This is a genomic window from Mesorhizobium sp. M7A.F.Ca.US.002.01.1.1 (genome assembly GCF_004022955.1).
Taxonomy (GTDB): Bacteria; Pseudomonadota; Alphaproteobacteria; order Rhizobiales; family Rhizobiaceae; genus Mesorhizobium; species Mesorhizobium ciceri.
Genome location: NZ_RZQE01000741.1, coordinates 1 through 1,986 on the forward strand (window position 1 = coordinate 1; position 1,986 = coordinate 1,986).

The 1,986-nt window shown below is 63.5% G+C and carries 2 protein-coding genes; both read right to left on the bottom strand.

Annotated features, from left to right (window positions below):
- Positions 1-65: 65 nt before the first annotated feature.
- Positions 66-1,247 carry a lytic murein transglycosylase gene (locus tag EN932_RS34905; protein ID WP_127388412.1) on the bottom strand — a complete coding sequence of 394 codons (1,182 nt, stop codon included), beginning with the start codon at positions 1,245-1,247 and terminating at the stop codon, positions 66-68.
- A gap of 317 nt (positions 1,248-1,564) precedes the next feature.
- The coding region (locus EN932_RS34910) for a GH25 family lysozyme (protein ID WP_281061573.1) at positions 1,565-1,986 on the bottom strand (422 nt) is incomplete at its 5' end.

The window sequence follows — 1,986 nt, forward strand, 5'->3', positions numbered from 1 at the left end:
GAATAGGGGAATAGGGGTGGCGGCAGTCACTGCTTCGGGCTAATTTGCCCTACTGCCCTATTGCCCTATAATTTTCCCAACAGCTCCGGCGTCGGCCAGCCATCCACCGGCAAACCTAGCCGCGTCTGCTCCTTGCGGATCGCCTCGCGGGTGTTGGTACCCAAAATGCCGTCGACGGTGCCGACATCGTAGCCCTTGGCTTCCAGCTTGGTCTGCAATGCCTTCATCTGCTCATTGTTGAGACCGGTCTCGGGATTGCGCGGGTCCAGCGGCGGCGCGCCTGCCAGCCGTGCGGCAAGGTTGGCTGCCGTCAGCGCATAGGTGAAGGACTGGTTCCATTCGAGATAAACGTCGAAATTGTCGTAGGCGAGGAAGGCTGGCCCCTTGCGGCCCATCGGCAGCGCGAGGCCTGCTTTCAGGCCGTTGTCGACCAGCGGCGCGCCGCTGGGGTAGGTGACGCCCCATTGCGCCCACTGCGACAGCGGCAGCTTGTTGGTGCGACCGGTCTGATCCCACGGCATGTCTTCGGGCACGCGGACTTCCTGGATCCAGGGCTGGTCGCGTTTCCAGCCGCGCGACAGCACCTTGTTGGCAGTGGTCATGATCACATCAGGCACGCTGCCGCGCAGGTCGATCTTGCCGTCGCCGTCGCCGTCGACGCCGCGTGCCAGATAGTCGGAGGGCAGGATCTGCGTCTGGCCGATCTCGCCGGCCCAGGCGCCCCTGACATCGACCGGCAGCACGCCGCGATCGATCAGTTCCAGAAGCGGCACCAGCTGTTGCCGGAAGAGCTGCGGCCGGCGGCAATCATGGGAAAGCGTCACCAAGGCGCTCAGCGTGTGGAAGTCGCCCTGCACGGCGCCGAAATCGGTCTCCAGCGCCCAGAAGGCGGCGATGATCGGCGCCTGGACGCCGAACTGCTGGTCGGCGCGGGCGAAGACATCCGCGTATTTCTTCATGTTCGCCGCACCTTGCTTCAGGCGATAGGCCGAGATCATCCGGTTGGAAAACTCGACAAAGGTTTGGGTGAAGACGCCCTGGGCGCGGTCGCGCGCCAACACCTTGTCATCTAAGGTTGCCGCTTCAAGGGCGTCGAGACCCACTGCACCTACGCCGGCCGCCTTGGCTTCCGCGGCGACGCCCTGCTTCCAGGATTCGAAGTCGCCGCCGCATTCCTGCGCCATCGCCGGCAAGGCCGTGGCGCACAGGGTCAGCGCAGCCGCGAGGACTTTGGAACGCAGTCGCATCAGCTTCCTTTCGAAACGAACAGGGGGTCATTTGTTGTGCTCCCCCCCCCGGGAAGCCCAACGCCCTGAATTACCGGCGGTTGCACTCTTTACCGCTGGCTGTGTCGAAAAGCAGGCGGCAGGCCCGGTGTCAACGGTGTTCTGCGGCAGCTTCTCTGCTGGAGTGATTTGATGCAGGGCAGTGCTGCCGTTGCACCGGTTCAACGGAAGCTCTGCTGGAGTGATTTGATCCAGGGCGGTGCTGCCGTTAAACCGGTTCAACGGAAGCTCTGCTGGAGTGCTTTTGATCCAGGGCGGTGCTGCCGTTGAACCTGACGTCAACGGGTGTTCTGCCGCAGCCATTTGTTCCAGGCGGCTTCGCTGCCGTTGAAGACGTTGATGTCGGACTTGCCGGTCATGCCGGGAACGATGCCGGTTCCGGTGTACTGCCAGAAGGTGAAGGGGTGGCTGCCGTATTTCTCACGCGGATGGCCGGCGACGGAACGCAGCCAGTAGGGATAGCCGCGGAACCCCGACAGCCCGTTGTCGTCGAAGAAGTCGACGGAAGTGTAGATGATCGGCTTCTTGCCGTAATGGCGTTCGACGATTTCGAGGAAGGTGGTCATCTCCGCGCGCACCGTGGCGGCGTCGGGACGCAGCCTGCAGGTCGGCGATTGCGGGTTCCATTCCATATCGAGGACCGGCGGCATCGCCGAGCGATCGACGGGGACGTTGCGGATGAACCAGCGCGCCTGAACGG